The organism is Pseudomonas sp. S2_E02, from assembly GCF_054668355.1.
Genome location: NZ_CP162761.1, coordinates 5,988,411 through 6,005,910, shown reverse-complemented (window position 1 = coordinate 6,005,910; position 17,500 = coordinate 5,988,411). Strand labels below are relative to the sequence as shown.

Below are 17,500 nucleotides of genomic sequence, written 5' to 3'. Positions count from 1 at the left end.
CCCCCAGCGACAGTCAGGCCAAAAACCTGATGCTCGGGCTCAATTCGCGCACAAAGACGCGAGATCTTATTCCGTGAGGTTCGCAGGCAAAAGCCCGCGAGCCAACCCAGTCCAGGTATATGGCGCACAATGACTTCTAAAAACAATCCCGCCACTGCGGTATCCGATCTGACTTTGAGCCCCGCCGCCAACAGCCCGTCACCGTCGAAGCCATTGCTGCCGTCGCGCCCGCTGTCGACTCAGCAATACCTGTACTTCACCGAAACCAATACCGACCGCATCCTCGACAATCTCGACGGTTTGCGTGATCTGGTGTTCCCGCGCCCGCCGCACCTGGAAGGCGATAACGAACAGCACAACGATCAGGAATTCCCGTCGGTGTGCCTGATCGGCCTCGGTCGCTGCGGCTCCAACATCGCGCTCGATGTCGCGGAGCTGGTGTACAACGCGCGCAAGTTTTACCTCAACGAATTCAACAACGAAGACCGCGCGGCAGATCGGCGTCTGGCCGACAAGGGCTACAGCCCGGCCCAGTGGATCAAGAACAACCTGCGCATCGGCCCGAACAAATCGACCAAACCGGTGTTCCTGGTCGAACCGCTGGTGATGCTCGGCGACCTCGACAAGGACATCGCCGGGCGCATCCGTTTCTCGCGCAAGGGCGAGAAAAGCGGCTTCCTGCGCGACTACAGCAAAATGAAGATCATGGACTTGTCCGAAGTCCACGCCGGTGGCGCCGGTAACGCGCCGATCCTCGGCCAGTATCTGGCGAAGATCATCCTCAACAAGGACACCCAGCGTTTCTCCAGCCCTGACTGGAAAATGATCCATTCGTACCTGATCGACAGCTGCGGCATCAAGGCCAACCAGTCGCGCCTGTATTTCTCGATCTTCAGTGCCGGCGGCGGTACCGGTTCCGGCATGGCCTCGGAATTCGGCCTGGCGCAGCAGCACTCGTACATGAACAAGACGTTCGACACCAAGCCGATGGATGAGCATGACGGCAAGAGCGGGCATTCGTTCGTGTTCGAACCGATCTTCACCAGCGGCATCTGCGTGCTGCCGAACATTTCCGATCACCGCAGCGAAATGTCCGAGGCGCTGCACATCAACGCCGGTCGCCTGCTGTGCAAATACCTTTCGGAAGAATGGGATTTCTCCTACAACTTCGCCAATGAAGACAGCAGCGAAGCCAGCGTCATGGGCCGTATCCGCCCTTGGAACGCGATGATGCTGATCTCCAACGACATCATGCGTTACGCCGAAGAAAGCGATGACGGCAACATCCAGAACATTGATGTCAATGCGATGGAGAAGCACGCCAACCAGTACATCTCGCAGCAGATCTTCAACATTCTGACAGCGCAGGCCGTCACCACGGACTACGACCAGAACTACTTCCGCCGCGCCGGCATCGACATCGGCGAAACCATTCGCCTCGACGCCAACGACCTGTTCATGAGTCTGGCTGGCCCGGTGGCAATTGCCTACGCCGAATCGGTGGTGCCGGAAACCCCGCCGCCGAGCAGCGACAAGTTCAAGGTGTTCGACAAAGAGCCGCAGCGCCTGAACATCGACGACCTCTTCTTCCGCTCGATCGACCTGCCGCACTTCAACAAAGTGACCCAGGCGATTGAAGGCATCAGTCTGTTGCCGATCGAGTCCAAGCGTTATCGCGCTTCGCTGGAGCAGTACAAGAATTCCGGCTACGACGCCGCCGCACTGCACGACCTGCACTTCTTCAAGAACTGCTCGTCGGTGGTCTCGATTGTCTCGTTGCCGAAAGACTACAAGCTGTCGTACATGGACCTGAACCGGTTGAAGACTCACCTCAACAGCCTGTTCCCGAATACCACGCTCAAGCGTTACGCACTGGTGATCGGCGCCTCGGCCAACCTCTCGCTGACCACGTTGATCGCCAAGAGCCCGTGCCTGTCGGATGACTTCCTGACCTTGATCGTGGCGTTCATCAAGCGCTGCTTCGCGAAGAACCCGTACCGTTTCGACGAGACCCTGGACAACTCGATCCTCGATTTCATCATCAACGAAGAGTTCGACGAAGACCGCATCGACGACCTGCTCAACGAATTCGAGAACCCGGCGAAGATCCTCGACACTAACTGGTACGCGATAAAACCGATGTACGAGAAGAAGTACCGCGAGTTGATCAACGACAAAGAGAAGTTTGTCTCGATCAACGACATTCGTTTGTCGCGTGATTGCGTGAAGAAGTCGATCAAGTATTTGCGCGAGATCTATCGTCACCGGATTGGCAAGACCAAGGTTATTTCCCTCAATAACCATACCGGCAAATCATTCACGGTCTGATCCACGACCGAGTCGCCCCCTTCGCGAGCAAGCTCGCTCCCACATTTGGAATGCGTTCCCCTGTGGGAGCGAGCTTGCTCGCGAAGGGGTCAGCCGATTCCCTGAAGATTTCGGCCTTTCCAAGATCCAGAAACAATTAAGCAGCCGTTAGGCTGCTTACTAAACTGTTCCCGTTACGTTTACGTCACCGTGAGCCCGCCCGCGCCTGTGGCGTTTCTCTACGGCAACGTGCCATCACGCTACTCCGCTACACACTTTTCGCTGATGACCGTTCGCACCATCAAGGTGCAGCAGCAGAAGTGCCTGCCCTTTCCTGGATCATAATCCACGGCGAAACCACCACCGCCCACAACGACGGATCACGTTCGAAAAGATCCAGCGCCCGCGTTTCAGAGAGCTTGGCGACCTTGTCTTCGGCCAGCCAGGCAGCCACTTTCTCGCCATCATCCGACGCCACGGCCTCGGCAGCGGCGATCAAATCCAGCGCAGGGTCGACCCACAATAGGGCACCCTTGGCGAAGAACGGCTCCAACTCTTTCCAGGTAATAGATGCGGTTTCACCAAGCAGCTTGGCATAGAGGGTGCTAGGTTCTTGATTCATGGGTGCTGTCCGGAAAAGAAATCGACGCGAATAATAACGTCGGTGGTCCGTCAGCAAAACCCGGTTGCAAATGGCTGCACCGAACGAAAAGAGCAGGAACGCCAGGGAATGCTGCTGATTGGGATATATGCCCACGAACGCCCCGCCGCAATTCTGTCTTTTTCATTCAAAAATGCGACACCCCGAAGTTTTGCCCCTCGGCGCCCGCTTCCCAGGCTGACAACCGGCGCTCTACACTGTACCGGTACAGTTGCCGGGGGCATTTCCGGAGGGTATCGCAAAGATATCTGACCCGGTTCTGCTGCTACGGCGCCAGAACTCAAAAAAATTACAACAGTAAGAGTGGAGCACTATGACTAAGGCTACTAAGCAGATTTCCAAACTGTTTGCCGCTATGGTTCTGGCCGGGGTTGCCAGCCATTCGTTCGCAGCTGACACCATCAAAATCGGTATCGCCGGTCCTAAAACCGGTCCTGTAGCCCAGTACGGCGACATGCAGTTCAGTGGCGCGAAAATGGCCATCGAGCAAATCAACGCCAAGGGCGGCGTCGACGGCAAGAAGCTCGAAGCCGTTGAATACGACGATGCCTGCGATCCGAAACAAGCGGTAGCGGTCGCGAACAAGGTCGTCAACGACGGCGTCAAGTTCGTGGTTGGTCACCTGTGCTCCAGCTCCACTCAACCGGCTTCGGACATCTACGAAGACGAAGGCGTGATCATGATCACCCCGGCTGCTACCAGCCCGGACATCACCGCCCGTGGTTACAAAATGATCTTCCGCACCATCGGTCTCGACAGCGCCCAGGGCCCTGCCGCCGGTAACTACATTGCCGATCACGTCAAACCGAAAATCGTTGGCGTGCTGCACGACAAACAGCAGTACGGTGAAGGCATCGCCACCGCCGTGAAATCGACCCTCGAGAAGAAAGGCACCAAGGTTGCCGTGTTCGAAGGCGTCAACGCCGGCGACAAAGACTTCTCGGCGATCATCGCCAAACTCAAACAAGCCAACGTCGACTTCGTTTACTACGGCGGCTACCACCCGGAGCTGGGTCTGATTCTGCGTCAAGCCCAGGAAAAAGGCCTGAAAGCCAAGTTCATGGGTCCGGAAGGCGTGGGTAACGACTCGATCACCCAGATCGCCAAAGACGCCGCCGAAGGCCTGCTGGTGACCCTGCCGAAATCCTTCGACCAGGATCCAGCCAACATTGCCCTGGCCGATGCTTTCAAGGCGAAGAAAGAAGACCCGAGCGGCCCGTTCGTGTTCCCTTCCTACTCGGCGGTTGAAGTGATTGCCGAAGGCATCAAGGCAGCCAAGTCCGAAGACGCGGCGAAAGTGGCTGAAGCCATTCACGCCGGCACCTTCAAGACGCCTACTGGCGAGCTGAGCTTCGACGCCAAGGGCGACTTGAAAGACTTCAAATTCGTGGTCTACGAGTGGCACAACGGCAAGCCGAAAACCGAAGTGTCGCCTCAGTAAGGCGCTGCCTGACTGACTGCCAATAAAGCCCACGGCGTGCCGTGGGCTTTGTTTTACGAATGTATTGGGCCGCGCTGGCGTGATCCGCCAGTCTCCCCACCTGAAAATCTCAAAACCGTCATCAGCGGTTCGCTGGCAAAACCCGGATTCGAAGTGGATAAAGATCCACGGGGCCGGGCGGGAAAATGACTCCACCAGTGAAATGCGTATCAGGTTTTTAGGAGCGCTGTAATGCCTGACATCTATCACTTCTTCCAACAGCTGGTTAACGGCCTGAACGTTGGCAGCATGTATGCCCTGATCGCCATCGGCTACACGATGGTTTACGGCATCATTGGAATGATCAACTTCGCCCACGGCGAGGTGTACATGATCGGTTCCTACGTGGCGTTCATCGCCATCGCCGGGCTGACCATGATGGGACTCGACAGTGTCCCGCTGTTGATGACCGCAGCGTTTATCGCCAGCATCGTCGTCACCAGTTCCTACGGTTACAGCATCGAACGCATTGCCTACCGCCCGTTGCGCGGCAGCAACCGTCTGATCCCGCTGATTTCCGCGATCGGTATGTCGATCTTCCTGCAGAACACCGTTCTGCTGGCGCAAGACTCCAAGGACAAAGCTATCCCCAACCTGATTCCGGGCAACATTGCCTTCGGCCCAGGTGGCGCACAAGAAGTGCTGATTTCCTACATGCAGATCGTGGTGTTCGTGGTGACCCTGATCGCCATGCTCGGCCTGACCCTGTTCATCTCCCGCTCTCGCCTGGGTCGCGCCTGCCGCGCCTGCGCCGAAGACATCAAGATGGCCAACCTGCTCGGCATCAACACCAACAACATCATTGCCCTGACCTTCGTCATCGGTGCCGCGCTGGCGGCCGTTGCGGCTGTGCTGCTGAGCATGCAGTACGGCGTAATCAACCCGAACGCCGGTTTCCTCGTCGGCCTCAAAGCCTTCACCGCAGCGGTACTGGGCGGTATCGGCAGCATCCCCGGCGCCATGCTCGGCGGGCTGGTGCTTGGGGTGGCGGAAGCCTTTGGTGCCGATATCTTCGGCGACCAGTACAAGGACGTCGTGGCTTTCGGCTTGTTGGTTCTGGTGCTGTTGTTCCGTCCGACCGGCATTCTGGGCCGTCCGGAGGTTGAGAAAGTATGACTAGGAATCTTAAACAGGCGCTGTTCAGCGCTTTGCTGGTGTGGGCCGTGGCCTACCCGGTACTCGGTTTGAAACTGACCATCGTCGGCATCAACCTGGAAGTGCACAACACCAGCCCGGCCGTGCTGGCGACCATCGCCATCTGCTCGGTACTGATGTTCCTGCGCGTGCTGTTCAATCAGCAGATCAGCAAGGCCTGGCGATCCTCGCCGGGCTTGCCGCTGATTCCGGCCAAGGCCAGCAACTTCCTGACCCTGCCGACCACCCAGCGCTATTTCATCATTGCGCTGATTCTGGTGGCGCTGGTGTGGCCGTTCTTCGGCTCGCGTGGCGCGGTGGACATCGCGACGCTGATCCTGATCTACGTGATGCTCGGCCTCGGCCTGAACATCGTCGTCGGTCTGGCCGGTCTGCTTGACCTCGGTTACGTCGGCTTCTACGCCGTCGGCGCCTACAGCTACGCGCTGCTGTCGCACTACTACGGCCTGAGCTTCTGGATCTGCCTGCCGATTGCCGGCCTGATGGCGGCGACGTTCGGTTTCCTGCTGGGCTTCCCGGTGTTGCGTTTGCGCGGTGACTATCTGGCGATCGTAACCCTCGGCTTCGGCGAGATCATCCGTCTGTTCCTGCGTAACCTGACCGACATCACTGGCGGTCCGAACGGCATCAGCAACATCGAGAAACCGACGTTCTTCGGTCTGACCTTCGAACGCAAAGCTGCGGAAGGCATGCAAACCTTCCACGAGTATTTCGGCCTGCAATACAACTCGATCAACAAGGTGATCTTCCTCTACCTCGTTGCCCTGTTGCTGGCGCTGGCGGCGCTGTTCGTCATCAACCGCCTGCTGCGCATGCCGATCGGCCGTGCATGGGAAGCGCTGCGTGAAGACGAAATCGCTTGCCGTGCGCTGGGGCTGAATCCGACGATCATCAAGCTGTCCGCCTTCACCCTCGGCGCTGCGTTCGCCGGTTTCGCCGGTAGCTTCTTCGCTGCACGTCAGGGTCTGGTGACGCCGGAGTCGTTCACCTTCATCGAGTCGGCGATCATCCTCGCCATCGTCGTGCTGGGTGGCATGGGCTCGCAACTGGGCGTGATTCTCGCGGCCGTGGTGATGATCCTGTTGCCGGAAATGATGCGTGAGTTCAGCGAGTACCGGATGTTGATGTTCGGCGCCCTGATGGTGTTGATGATGATCTGGCGTCCACAAGGTCTGCTGCCGATGCAACGCCCACACATGGAGTTGCGAAAATGAGCCGCGAGATTCTTAAAGTCGAAAACCTGAGCATGCGCTTCGGCGGCTTGCTGGCGGTCAACGGTGTGGCCCTGACCGTCAAAGAGAAACAGGTGGTTGCATTGATCGGGCCGAACGGTGCGGGCAAGACCACTGTGTTCAACTGCCTGACCGGTTTCTATCAGCCCACCGGCGGCAGCATCCTGCTGGACGGCGAGCCGATCCAAGGCCTGCCGGGCCACAAGATCGCCCTCAAAGGCGTGGTGCGCACCTTCCAGAACGTGCGGTTGTTCAAGGACATGACGGCGGTCGAAAACCTGTTGATCGCCCAGCACCGTCACCTGAACACCAACTTCCTGGCCGGTCTGTTCAAGACCCCGGCGTTCCGCAAAAGCGAGCGCGAGGCCATGGAATTTGCCGAGTACTGGCTGGAAAAGGTCAACCTCAAAGAGTTCGCCAACCGTACCGCCGGCACCCTGGCCTACGGTCAGCAACGGCGTCTGGAAATCGCTCGCTGCATGATGACCCGTCCACGGATCCTCATGCTCGACGAACCGGCGGCCGGTCTGAACCCGAAGGAAACCGAAGACCTCAAGGCGCTGATCGGCGTGCTGCGTGAAGAGCACAACGTCACCGTGCTGCTGATCGAACACGACATGAAACTGGTCATGAGCATTTCCGACCACATCGTCGTGATCAACCAGGGCACGCCTCTGGCCGACGGCACACCGGAACAGATCCGCGACAATCCTGAAGTGATCAAAGCCTACCTGGGGGAAGCGTAAATGCTGCAGTTCGAAAACGTTTCCACCTTCTACGGCAAGATCCAGGCCCTGCACAGCGTCAACGTCGAAGTCCGTCAGGGCGAGATCGTGACCCTGATCGGTGCCAACGGTGCCGGCAAGTCCACGCTGCTGATGACGCTCTGCGGTTCACCGCAAGCGCACAGCGGCAGCATCCGCTACATGGGTGAGGAACTGGTCGGCCAGGACTCGTCGCAGATCATGCGCAAGAGCATCGCGGTGGTGCCGGAAGGTCGTCGGGTATTCGCCCGTCTGACCGTTGAAGAAAACCTCTCCATGGGCGGCTTCTTCACCGACAAGGGCGACTATCAGGAACAAATGGACAAGGTTCTTGGCCTGTTCCCGCGCCTGAAAGAACGCTTCAACCAGCGCGGCGGCACCATGTCCGGCGGCGAACAGCAAATGCTCGCCATCGGCCGCGCGCTGATGAGCAAGCCAAAACTGCTGCTGCTTGACGAGCCGTCGCTGGGCCTGGCACCGATCATCATCCAGCAGATTTTCGACATCATCGAAATGCTGCGCAAGGATGGTGTGACGGTGTTCCTGGTCGAGCAGAACGCCAACCAGGCGCTGAAAATCGCTGACCGCGCCTACGTTCTGGAGAACGGCCGTGTGGTCATGCAAGGCACCGGTGAAGCGCTGCTGACCGACCCGAAAGTACGCGAGGCGTACCTCGGCGGTTGATGTGTTTCAGCCAACAAAAAACGGCCTTCGGGCCGTTTTTTTGTGCTTGGCATTCCCCTGTGAGCAGCAACCCTCGGCGGTTCCCCACAGGGCATAACAGGTTGCCGTGTTGTACTGATCATTGATTTGCTTTTAGATAACGTACAACAATAACGATCGCGTCCTGCACCGTTGTAAAAGTTTCGGCTACAGAGTCTTCGATCGACACACCAAACTCTTCCCCCAACAGGTTCACCAATTCCACCCGGCCCACTGGGTCCATCCCCAGATCGCCGACAAAGCTGCTTTCATTTTTGACTTGGTCCTCATCGATTCTCAAATGATCAGCAACTAACGCTCTAACACGTTGCTCTAAATCGTCCATTTCCAACACCTCACTTTTCATTGACTGTTCCTGCCGCGAGGAAACATCCCGAATCAGGGGACAACTCTTGAGCCCAGCGTCTGATTCGCAGAAATAACGCCCGTCGCCTGCAGCAAATCACTCACCGCGTGCAAGACACCAAAATCTTCAAGAGTGGCTTTTTTATTCAGAATGCGACGCAGGCAAAAATAGATCTGCAGTTCACCAAATGCAGCGCCGTCATTAACAACCTTTTCATCCAGGATGATGTTGGCCTTCTCGTCGATCCTGGCTTGCACGAGCTTTTTCAATTCGGACAAATTCATGGTCTTTCTCCCTGATGTGTACCGCCACAAGCCCAATATACTCAGTCGAAAAACCCTGCCAACTGTCAGAAATGACAGTTTTTAATAACCGTTCACGATAACCATTATTCAATTCCCTCGGGCTATCTCTGCTCCCACCGGCGACGTGCGTTGGTTCTTTTGGAAAAGATTTGAGCGTTGCTGTAACGCATCGCAGTGAGCGTTCTCTAGTGGGGTAAGCAAGCGCAATCCGCTTGTAAAAACCCTGAACAAGACTGGAGAAACATCATGACTGCTACCACTCGCACCCTGTCCGCCACTGCCCTGGTTCTGGCCCTCGGTTCTGCCCTGAGCATCGCCGCCGTCTCCACCGCCCACGCCGCCGACGACATGGAAAAATGCTTCGGCGTGGCCATGAAAGGTCACAACGATTGCGCCGCAGGCGCAGGCACCACTTGTGCCGGCACGTCGAAAACGGACTACCAGGCCAACGCCTGGAAACTCGTTCCGAAAGGCACCTGCGCCACCACCGAGAGCAAGACCTCGCCGACCGGTTTCGGTCAGATGGAAGCGTTCAAAGCCAAGTCCTGATCCGCGAACTGCCTGAGTGACGATCATGCTCACCCTCAATGACCATGCCCAACCCCGCACTCAGGCAGCCCTCACCGGGCTCCCGCCCCGTGCCGGGCTGGGACTCAAGACCGGGCACTTTCGTGAAGTGCTCGGCTCATCACCGGACATCGGCTTCTTCGAAGTCCACGCTGAAAACTACATGGTGGCCGGCGGTCCGTTTCATCATTTTCTCGGCTTGATCCGCGAGCAGTACCCGCTGTCGCTACACGGTGTCGGCTTGTCCATCGGTGCTGAAGGGCCGCTGGATGAACAGCACCTCAAGCGCCTCGCCGAACTGATTCGGCGCTATCAACCGCAATCCTTTTCCGAACATCTGGCCTGGTCGAGCCACGGCCCGGTGTTTCTCAATGACCTGCTGCCACTGGCCTATGACACGCCGACGCTGAACCGCGTCTGCGAACATATCGATCAGGTGCAGAACACCCTGCAACGACCCATGCTGCTGGAGAATCCGGCAACCTATCTGGCGTTCGAGCGCTCGACGATCGATGAGGCAGACTTCATCGCAGAGGTCATTCGCCGCTGCGGCTGTGGCCTATTGCTCGACGTCAACAATGTCTACGTTTCCTGTGTGAACCATCGGCGTGATCCGCTGGCGTATCTCAATGCCCTGCCCCTGCACAGGGTCGGCGAGATTCACCTGGCCGGGTTTGCCGAAGATAGCGACAGCCTCGGCGACCGTTTGCTGATCGATGATCACGGCGCGCCGATCGATCAAGCCGTCTGGGGTTTGTACCGGCAAGTGCTGCAGCGCACCGGCCCGGTGGCGACATTGATCGAACGCGACAATCAAGTGCCGGCGTTCACGGTGCTGCTGTCCGAGGCGCAACAGGCTGATGCGCTTTTGCGCGAGGCCGGAGGCCGCACATGAGCACTCAACGCGCTTTCGCGGCTGCGCTCATCGACACGCGGCTGCCCTGCCCCGAAGGTCTGTGCAGTGCCAACGGCGCTGATCCGGCGAGCCGTTTCGCGGTGTATCGCAACAACGTGCAGGGCTCGCTGAGCAATGCGTTGGGCGACAGCTATCCGGTGGTTGCGCAATTGGTGGGCGAAGAATTCTTCCGCGCCATGGCGGCCGTTTTCGTACAACAGCAACCGCCGCAAAGTCGGTTGATGAGCCGCTACGGCGAACAATTGGCGGACTTCATTGCAGCGTTTGAACCGGCCGGCAGCGTGCCTTATCTGGCCGACGTGGCGCGCCTTGAGCACCTGCGCACCCTCGCCTATCACGCCGCCGACGCCCTGCCCGTCCGGCCAGAAGAAATCACGGCAGCACTGACTGATGCGCAAACGCTGAGTGAGCTGCGCCTCGACCTTCATCCCTCCCTGCACCTGCTCGACTCAACCTATGCCGTGGTGGCGATCTGGGGCGCACATCAACACGACACGACACTGGAGGGCATCGACATCAACCAAAGGCAACACGCGCTGGTGTTGCGCAATGGCCTGGACGTCGAAGTGTTTGCCGTTGACCCCGGCGCCAGTACGTTTATCCGCAACCTGATCGATGGCCAGCCACTGCTGAAAGCGGCGGAAAACAGCCCTAAGTTCGACCTCGCGCAAACCCTTGGCTTGCTGATCGCGCACAACGCCATTACCCACTTGAATAACAAGGAACTGCCATGAAAACGCTCATCACCCGCGCCATTGCGCTGCTGGAAAAAATCCCCCACAGCCTGATCGCGTTCATTGCGCGTTTCTCGATTGCCGCGGTGTTCTGGAAATCAGGACAGACCAAGGTTGAAGGTTTGGCCATTGATTTGATTGACGGCACTTTTCAACTCGGCTGGCCACGTCTGGCCGACTCGACGATTCCGTTGTTCAAGAGCGAATACCACGTGCCGTTATTGTCGCCAGAGATTGCCGCGCACATGGCCGCGTTCGCCGAGCACTTTTTTCCGCTGCTGATTCTGATCGGCTTCGCTACGCGTTTTTCGGCGTTGGCCCTGTTGGGGATGACCCTGACCATTCAACTGTTTGTGTATCCCGATGCCTATCCGACCCACGGCACCTGGGCGGCGGTGTTGCTGTACCTGATGGCGACGGGGCCAGGCAAGTTGTCGATTGATCATCTGATCGCCCGCCATTTCGCAAAATAAACAAAATCCTTGTGGGAGCGAGCCTGCTCGCGAATGCGTTAGTTCAGTCAACACATGAAGTGTCTGTGAAACCGCTTTCGCGAGCAGGCTCGCTCCCACAGGAGAATGAAGTCAGCGCTGAAGGCGATCCAGCGCCTCACCGCTGCGTTTGAACCAGCCGATCAGATAGTCAGCGAGTACTTGCGTGCGCTTCGGCAGTCCGCCCTGATACGGATGCACCAGGTACATCGGCATGCGCCGGGTCTGAAAATCGCGCAGGAGCCAGCGCAATCGACCGTCAGCCAATTCCGCTTGCAGCAAGTAGGAAGGCAGTCGTGCGATACCGGCGCCGCTAAGCGCGGCTTTCTTCAGCAAGCTGTAATGGTTGCTGGCAAACGGTCCCGACACCCGCACCCGCAGCAATTCATGCTGCTGGTGATAAAGCCATTCCTCACGCCCGCTGTAGTGGCTGTTGAGTAAGCACCGATGCTCGGCCAGTGCCTGCGGCGTCAACGGTTCACCGAAGCGCTCGAGGTAAGCCGGGCTCGCGCAGGTCATTTCCTGCCATGCCAGTAACGGTTTGGCGACGAGTCGCTCGTCGTTGGCCACTTCGCTGCGGATCGCCAGATCAAAGCCGTCCCGAGACAAATCGCGGTAACTGTTATTCAACTCCAGCTCGATCTGCACCTCGGGGTATTTGTGCGAGAACTCCAACAGCAGACCATCGAAGAAGGTTTCGCCCAGCGACACCGGCACCGTCATGCGCACCGGTCCGGCCATATCGTCCTTCAACCGCGCCAAGGCCTGACGCGCCCTTTCCACCTGGACGACCAAAGCCTGGGCCTGCGGCAACAATGCTGCGCCGGCGGCGGTCAGGCTCAAGCGCCGGGTAGTGCGTTGCAGCAGCACCACGGAAAACTGTGCTTCGAGCTGACTGATGCGTTTGGACAACTGACCCTTGCTGCAGCCCAACTGCTGCGCCGCCAGGGTAAAACTGCCCGCTTCGATCAACACTGCGAACGCCGCCAGATCATCCATTTCGCTCATGGATTGTTTCCATTTGAAAACCAAAGGTTGCCTATTAGCGCGCTTATCCACAGAAAAAACCACTCTAGACTGAAACCTCGTTCAATCACTTGAGGTACGGCACGATGAAGATTCTGTTGATAGGCGCTGGCGGCACCATTGGTTCGGCGGTGGACAAAGAACTGTCGCAACGCCATGAAGTCATCCGCATTGGCCGCACCAGCGGTGACTTGCAGGTGGATATCAGCGACAGCGCATCGATCCGCAAATTGTTCGAAAAAACTGGCAGGTTCGATGCCTTGGTGTGCGCCGCCGGCAACGTGACCTTCGCCCCACTGGGCGAGATGACTGAAGACAGCTTCGTCCTCGGGCTTAAAGACAAACTGATGGGCCAGGTCAATCTGCTGCTGATCGGCCGCGAATTCGCCAATGACGGCGGCTCCTTCACTTTTACCACCGGAGTGCTCAGCCATGATCCGATCCGCAGCGGCGCCTCGGCAGCGCTGGTCAACGGCGCCCTCGACAGCTTCGTGCGCGCCGCCGCCATCGAACTGCCACGCGGCCTGCGAGTGAACTCGATCAGCCCGACCGTACTGCTGGAAGCCATGGGTAGCTACGCCCCGTATTTCCGTGGTTACAAGCCGGTTCCTGCGGCGGATGTGGCGCTGGCCTACGCGAAGAGTGTGGAAGGCCTGCAGACAGGTCAGACATTTCACGTGGGCTGAGCTTCATTTACTCGATCAAAGTCGGTAACAGGCTTTTGGCAACAGGTCGCGGCATCACGATCCTGAGCAACCCACCAAGCTCCGAATGCACTGTAGTTGTTGAAATGTGCTGGCCATTGATCGACAGGTTCAATGGCTGGCCCAGCGCCTCACGACTGATTGCCTTGGCCCGGGCGGTCGCTTCGGGAGTCAGGGTAACGGAAAGCTGAGCAAAGTCCGGATGAGCGCCCTGATCATCCCTGAGCAGAATTTCCATCCTTGCGAAATCAGCCGCTGAGGAAAAATCAAGATCGGCAGCCTGGCTGGTGCCAGCGCATGACGTTACCAATAGCAGTATCGCGACCTTCCATTGCATTGAGCGCACCTCGATCCATCAAACCAGACAAGCGCAGACTATGCGGCGACCCCATGCCCAACTCAATAGTGGCCAGACAAACCTTGTGATCGGCAGTCAGCCTCAGTAACGTGGCGGCACTTGTCTGGAGAGCCGAAGATGCGTGTTGCCCGTTCGTTAGTCGTTATTGCCCTGCTGCCATTGTTTGCCGCTTGCCAGTTGCTCGATGGCCAGCGAGAAAGTGCTTCGCACGTCGGGCAGACGCGGATGCAGGGGCAACTGACCGCTGCCGACGGCAAACTGGTGTTCCAGCCGTGCCAGGAGCAGCGTCAACTGGTGGTCAATGACATTGGTGGCACCAGCATTCTGCAAGAAGCGGCAACGCTGGCTGATGAGCAAGGCAAACTGTTTGCCGATGTTCGCGGCAAAGTTGCCGGCGATCGACTCGACCTGACTCAGCTGTACCGCGTCGAGCGCTCCGGCACCGCGTGCGATGATCCCAACTTCAAACAACTGATCCTGCGCGCGGCCGGCCATGGCCCGGAATGGAACGTCAAAGTCAGCGGCAAAGGCATGGTCATCGACCGCGCAGGCCAGCCGCCACTCGCGGTGCCCTATGTTGAAGAACAACTGGGCGACGGCCGCTTCAATCTGAGCAGCGAAGCCAATAACCAGCGCATCGAGTTGTGGGTCGCGCCGCAGCGCTGCGTCGACAGCAGCACCGGCAGCGTGCAGCACATGAGCGCCGAACTGCGCATCGACGGCCAGGTGCAGCGCGGTTGCGGGTATTTCGGCGGATCGCGCAACGACTGAGCGTTTTAGCCTCACCGGATCCGGCCTTTGCGGCTTATAATCGCGGCCTTCAAACGCCCTGGCGCAGTTGTGCGCCCCGCGAACCCGGATCCTCGCCATGTTACGAATCACTGAACTCAAGCTGCCAATCGACCATCCCGAAGAAGACCTGCGCGTTGCCATCGTGCAACGCCTGGGCATCGCCAGCGATGATCTGCTCGATTTCACCTTGTTCAAGCGCAGCTACGATGCGCGCAAAAAGTCCTCCGAACTGTGCTTCATCTACACCATCGATCTCGAAGTGCGCGACGAGGCCAAAGTGTTGGGCAAGTTCGCCGACGACCGTAACGTCAACGTGGCGCCGGATGTCAGCTACAAATTCGTCGGCGAAGCGCCAAGCGACCTGAGCCAGCGCCCGATCGTCGTCGGTTTCGGTCCGTGCGGGATCTTCGCCGGCCTGCTGCTGGCACAGATGGGCTTCAAGCCGATCATTCTCGAACGCGGCACCGAAGTCCGTCAGCGCACCAAGGACACCTGGGGCCTGTGGCGTAAAAGCGTGCTCAACCCCGAATCCAACGTGCAGTTCGGCGAAGGCGGCGCGGGCACATTCTCCGACGGCAAGCTGTACAGCCAGATCAAGGACCCGAAATTCCTTGGCCGCAAAGTCCTGCACGAATTCGTCAAGGCCGGCGCGCCGGAGGAAATCCTCTACGTCAGCAAACCGCACATCGGTACGTTCCGTCTGACCGGCATGGTTGAAAACATGCGCGAACAGATCCGCGAACTGGGCGGCGAAGTGCGTTTCCAGGAGCGCGTCAGCGACGTGCTGATCGAAGACGGCCAACTGGTCGGCGTGCAACTGGCGAGCGGCGAAACCCTGCATTCGAAACACGTGGTTCTGGCCCTCGGCCACAGTGCCCGCGACACCTTCCGCATGCTCCACAGCCGTGGTGTGTTCATGGAAGCCAAGCCGTTTTCGGTGGGTTTCCGCATCGAGCACCCGCAGTCACTGATCGACCGTGCGCGCCTGGGCAAGTACGCCGGCCACCCGAAACTCGGGGCCGCCGACTACAAGCTGGTGCACCACGCCAAGAACGGCCGTTCGGTCTACAGCTTCTGCATGTGCCCGGGCGGCACAGTGGTCGCGGCGACTTCCGAGCCGAACCGCGTGGTCACCAACGGCATGAGCCAGTATTCGCGTAACGAGCGCAACGCCAACTCCGGCATCGTTGTCGGCATCACCCCGGAAGTCGATTACCCGGGTGGCCCGCTGGCCGGGATCGAGTTGCAGGAACGTCTGGAATCACACGCCTTTATTCTCGGCGGCAGCGATTACAAAGCCCCGGCGCAACTGGTTGGCGACTTCATCAACGACATTCCTTCGACCGAACTGGGCGAAGTCGAGCCGTCGTACAAACCGGGCGTGGCGCTGGGTGACCTGGCCTTGGCATTGCCGGATTTTGCCATTGAGGCGATCCGCGAAGCGTTGCCGGCGTTCGAGAAGCAGATTCGCGGTTACTCGCTGCACGATGCGGTGTTGACCGGGATCGAGACGCGCACCTCTTCGCCGCTGCGAATTACCCGTAACGAAACGCTGCAAAGCATGAACGTGAAGGGCTTGTTCCCGGCGGGCGAAGGCGCGGGTTATGCGGGCGGGATTCTGTCGGCAGGTGTTGACGGGATTCGCATTGCTGAAGCCGTGGCGCGGGACATCCTCGGCCTTGAAGCCTGATCAGCATTAGCTGACTCAACACAAAACCCTGTGGGAGCGAGCCTGCTCGCGAAAGCGCTATTTCAGTCAATGATGATGTTGAATGAGATGACGCCTTCGCGAGCAGGCTCGCTCCCAAATTGGTTTTTGCGTTTCTTCAGATATTGGCGCGCAGGACTGAGTCAGGCAGCGGCTCACCCCGCTCGGCACTCGCCGCCACCGCTTCGATCAACCCACTCAACTCATACCCCTGCGCCTTCAGCCAATCCTGATCGTAATAGGTGTCGGCATACCGCTCGCCGCCATCGCACAGAATCGCCACGATAGACCCCGACTCCCCCGCCGCTTTCATCTGCTGCGCCGCCATCAACGCACCGATCAGATTGGTCCCGCTCGAACCGCCAACATGCCGTCCCAGACGCTGCGCCAGATAGTGCATGGCCGCCAGCGACAAGGCATCCGGCACTTTGACCATTGCATCGATCACCTTCGGCAGGAACGACGCCTCAACGCGCGGCCGGCCAATGCCTTCAATGCGCGAACCGCAGTCCAGGCGCAAACTCGCATCGCCCGTTTGGTAGTAATCGAAGAACACCGAACGCTCGGCATCGGCGCACAAAACGCGGGTGCAATGCTGGCGATAGCGCACATAACGACCCAGGGTCGCGGTGGTGCCGCCGGTGCCGGGGCTGGAAATCAGCCAGCTCGGTTCCGGGTGCTTCTCATAGCGCATCTGCTGGAAGATCGATTCGGCAATGTTGTTGTTCGCGCGCCAGTCAGTGGCACGTTCGGCGTAGGTGAACTGGTCGATGAAGTGGCCGCCATGTTCGCGGGCCAGGCGCTCGGATTCGGCGTAGATCTGCGTCGGATCTTTCACCAGATGACTTTGGCCACCGTAGAACGCGATCTGCGCGATCTTCTCTTTGGACGTGGTCGCCGGCATCACCGCAATAAACGGCAGGCCGAGCATCCGCGCGAAATACGCTTCGGAAATCGCCGTCGAACCGCTGGACGCCTCGATCACCGGCGCGCCAGGTTTCAGCCAGCCGTTACACAATGCATAGAGAAACAGCGAACGAGCCAGCCGATGCTTGAGGCTGCCGGTCGGATGGCTCGACTCATCCTTGAAGTACAACTCGATGCCTGCAAAACCCGGCAGCGGCAAAGGGATCAGGTGGGTGTCGGCGCTGCGCTGAAAATCCGCCTCGATGATGCGGATGGCTTCGCGGGCCCACTGTCGGTTGTCGCTCATGGTGATGGTTCTCGTTGA

The 17,500-nt window shown here is 58.7% G+C and carries 19 protein-coding genes; 13 read left to right on the top strand and 6 right to left on the bottom strand.

Features of this window, described 5'->3' with window-relative positions:
• Positions 1-129 precede the first annotated feature (129 nt).
• The gene (locus tag AB4O01_RS26940) at positions 130-2,328 is read left to right on the top strand and encodes a hypothetical protein (RefSeq protein ID WP_093438686.1); all 2,199 of its coding nucleotides are present in this window, start codon (positions 130-132) and stop codon (positions 2,326-2,328) included.
• 280 nt (positions 2,329-2,608) lie between these two features.
• On the opposite strand, the gene AB4O01_RS26935 is transcribed toward AB4O01_RS26940, so the two are convergent.
• Positions 2,609-2,929, bottom strand: a complete 321-nt coding sequence (locus AB4O01_RS26935; RefSeq protein WP_093438691.1) for a DUF2288 domain-containing protein — start codon at positions 2,927-2,929, stop codon at positions 2,609-2,611.
• A gap of 352 nt (positions 2,930-3,281) precedes the next feature.
• On the opposite strand from AB4O01_RS26935, the gene AB4O01_RS26930 reads away from it, so the two are divergent.
• From AB4O01_RS26930 to AB4O01_RS26910, 5 genes are all read left to right on the top strand, one after another.
• Positions 3,282-4,409, top strand: a complete 1,128-nt coding sequence (locus AB4O01_RS26930; protein ID WP_460090061.1) for a branched-chain amino acid ABC transporter substrate-binding protein — start codon at positions 3,282-3,284, stop codon at positions 4,407-4,409.
• A 231-nt stretch (positions 4,410-4,640) separates the two neighbouring features.
• Positions 4,641-5,564 (top strand): high-affinity branched-chain amino acid ABC transporter permease LivH, encoded by a 924-nt coding sequence (livH, locus tag AB4O01_RS26925; protein WP_007918526.1) that lies wholly within the window; start codon positions 4,641-4,643, stop codon positions 5,562-5,564.
• Positions 5,561-6,817, top strand: a complete 1,257-nt coding sequence (locus AB4O01_RS26920; protein ID WP_093438700.1) for a high-affinity branched-chain amino acid ABC transporter permease LivM — start codon at positions 5,561-5,563, stop codon at positions 6,815-6,817. Before livH ends, AB4O01_RS26920 begins: the two co-directional genes overlap by 4 nt.
• Positions 6,814-7,581, top strand: coding sequence for a high-affinity branched-chain amino acid ABC transporter ATP-binding protein LivG (gene livG / locus AB4O01_RS26915; RefSeq protein WP_041478028.1), 768 nt, complete (start codon positions 6,814-6,816; stop codon positions 7,579-7,581). The genes AB4O01_RS26920 and livG overlap by 4 nt, the downstream gene beginning before the upstream one ends.
• A complete protein-coding gene (locus tag AB4O01_RS26910) occupies positions 7,582-8,283 on the top strand; it encodes an ABC transporter ATP-binding protein (RefSeq protein ID WP_008082262.1) in 702 nt (233 codons plus the stop codon).
• 118 nt (positions 8,284-8,401) lie between these two features.
• On the opposite strand, the gene AB4O01_RS26905 is transcribed toward AB4O01_RS26910, so the two are convergent.
• Entirely contained in the window at positions 8,402-8,668 is a 267-nt protein-coding gene (locus tag AB4O01_RS26905; RefSeq protein ID WP_437182479.1) for an acyl carrier protein, read from the bottom strand.
• Positions 8,669-8,700: 32 nt separating this feature from the next.
• A complete protein-coding gene (locus tag AB4O01_RS26900) occupies positions 8,701-8,952 on the bottom strand; it encodes a hypothetical protein (protein ID WP_460090059.1) in 252 nt (83 codons plus the stop codon).
• 267 nt (positions 8,953-9,219) lie between these two features.
• Between AB4O01_RS26900 and AB4O01_RS26895 the strand changes: the two genes are divergently transcribed.
• From AB4O01_RS26895 to AB4O01_RS26880, 4 genes are read left to right on the top strand one after another with little or no spacing between them, the layout of a single operon-like run.
• Positions 9,220-9,522: a BufA1 family periplasmic bufferin-type metallophore gene (locus AB4O01_RS26895; RefSeq protein WP_460090058.1), complete on the top strand. Its 303-nt coding sequence runs from the start codon at positions 9,220-9,222 to the stop codon at positions 9,520-9,522.
• A 25-nt stretch (positions 9,523-9,547) separates the two neighbouring features.
• A complete protein-coding gene (gene bufB / locus AB4O01_RS26890; RefSeq protein WP_460090057.1) occupies positions 9,548-10,435 on the top strand; it encodes an MNIO family bufferin maturase in 888 nt (295 codons plus the stop codon).
• Positions 10,432-11,190 carry an HvfC/BufC N-terminal domain-containing protein gene (locus AB4O01_RS26885; RefSeq protein ID WP_460090056.1) on the top strand — a complete coding sequence of 253 codons (759 nt, stop codon included), beginning with the start codon at positions 10,432-10,434 and terminating at the stop codon, positions 11,188-11,190. The genes bufB and AB4O01_RS26885 overlap by 4 nt, the downstream gene beginning before the upstream one ends.
• Positions 11,187-11,663 (top strand): DoxX family protein, encoded by a 477-nt coding sequence (locus tag AB4O01_RS26880; protein ID WP_099758192.1) that lies wholly within the window; start codon positions 11,187-11,189, stop codon positions 11,661-11,663. Before AB4O01_RS26885 ends, AB4O01_RS26880 begins: the two co-directional genes overlap by 4 nt.
• 111 nt (positions 11,664-11,774) lie before the next feature.
• On the opposite strand, the gene AB4O01_RS26875 is transcribed toward AB4O01_RS26880, so the two are convergent.
• A complete protein-coding gene (locus AB4O01_RS26875; protein ID WP_116254518.1) occupies positions 11,775-12,689 on the bottom strand; it encodes a LysR family transcriptional regulator in 915 nt (304 codons plus the stop codon).
• Between the two features lie 104 nt (positions 12,690-12,793).
• On the opposite strand from AB4O01_RS26875, the gene AB4O01_RS26870 reads away from it, so the two are divergent.
• The gene (locus tag AB4O01_RS26870) at positions 12,794-13,393 is read left to right on the top strand and encodes a short chain dehydrogenase (RefSeq protein WP_460090055.1); all 600 of its coding nucleotides are present in this window, start codon (positions 12,794-12,796) and stop codon (positions 13,391-13,393) included.
• A 7-nt stretch (positions 13,394-13,400) separates the two neighbouring features.
• On the opposite strand, the gene AB4O01_RS26865 is transcribed toward AB4O01_RS26870, so the two are convergent.
• A complete protein-coding gene (locus AB4O01_RS26865) occupies positions 13,401-13,748 on the bottom strand; it encodes a hypothetical protein (RefSeq protein WP_257357226.1) in 348 nt (115 codons plus the stop codon).
• Positions 13,749-13,886: 138 nt separating this feature from the next.
• Between AB4O01_RS26865 and AB4O01_RS26860 the strand changes: the two genes are divergently transcribed.
• Together AB4O01_RS26860 and AB4O01_RS26855 are read left to right on the top strand one after the other, a co-directional pair.
• Positions 13,887-14,540, top strand: a complete 654-nt coding sequence (locus tag AB4O01_RS26860; RefSeq protein ID WP_099758187.1) for a COG3650 family protein — start codon at positions 13,887-13,889, stop codon at positions 14,538-14,540.
• A gap of 97 nt (positions 14,541-14,637) precedes the next feature.
• Positions 14,638-16,251, top strand: coding sequence for an NAD(P)/FAD-dependent oxidoreductase (locus AB4O01_RS26855; protein ID WP_116254520.1), 1,614 nt, complete (start codon positions 14,638-14,640; stop codon positions 16,249-16,251).
• Between the two features lie 136 nt (positions 16,252-16,387).
• On the opposite strand, the gene AB4O01_RS26850 is transcribed toward AB4O01_RS26855, so the two are convergent.
• A complete protein-coding gene (locus AB4O01_RS26850) occupies positions 16,388-17,482 on the bottom strand; it encodes a PLP-dependent cysteine synthase family protein (RefSeq protein WP_099758185.1) in 1,095 nt (364 codons plus the stop codon).
• Positions 17,483-17,500: the final 18 nt, after the last annotated feature.